Annotated in this window: 1 pseudogene; it reads left to right on the top strand. The window is 36.7% G+C overall.

The annotated features are described in order from the left end of the window. A pseudogene (locus ACFIO5_RS12385) lies at positions 1-648 on the top strand (hypothetical protein); the annotation flags it as partial.

The following is a 648-nucleotide window of genomic DNA, read 5'->3' as shown; positions in this document are numbered from 1 at the left end:
GTCAACCAAGTAAGATTATCAATGTAGCTGATGGTAAAATTGCAGAAGGTTCTAAAGACGCAGTGAATGGTGGACAACTTTGGAAAACCAATGAGCGTGTTGCAAAGGTTGAAAATCGTGTTACGGATGTTGAAAATCATGTTAAGATTATCGACAAAAAAGTTGATAACATTTCCAATACGATTGCCGATATTGGTGACACGGTTATCAACATTGAAAACAAAGTTGATACTATTGATAATAAGGTTAACAACATTGCTGAGGATGCTGTTCGATATGACAGAGATGAAAAAGGTCAAAAAACCAATAAAATCACTTTGAAAGGTGGCAATCCGAGTGAGCCTGTTATGATTGATAATGTAGCTGATGGTAAAATTGAAAAAGGTTCGAAAGAAGCTGTAAATGGTGGGCAGCTCCATGATTACACCAAAGAACAAATGAAAATCGTTCTTGATGAATCAAAGCACTACACAGATCAACGGGTGAACAATATCGTTATCGATGCGATTGACGATGCCGTTGAACGTGCTAATAACTATACCAATATGAAGTTTGAGGCTTTAAATTATAGCATAGAAAATGTGCGAAAAGAAGCAAGACAAGCAGCAGCTATTGGTTTAGCAGTATCCAACTTACGCTACAATGATA

This window comes from Bartonella sp. AA86SXKL (genome assembly GCF_042196885.1).
Note: the sequence above shows the minus strand (reverse complement) of the source record. Positions and strands in the feature narration are given on the sequence as shown.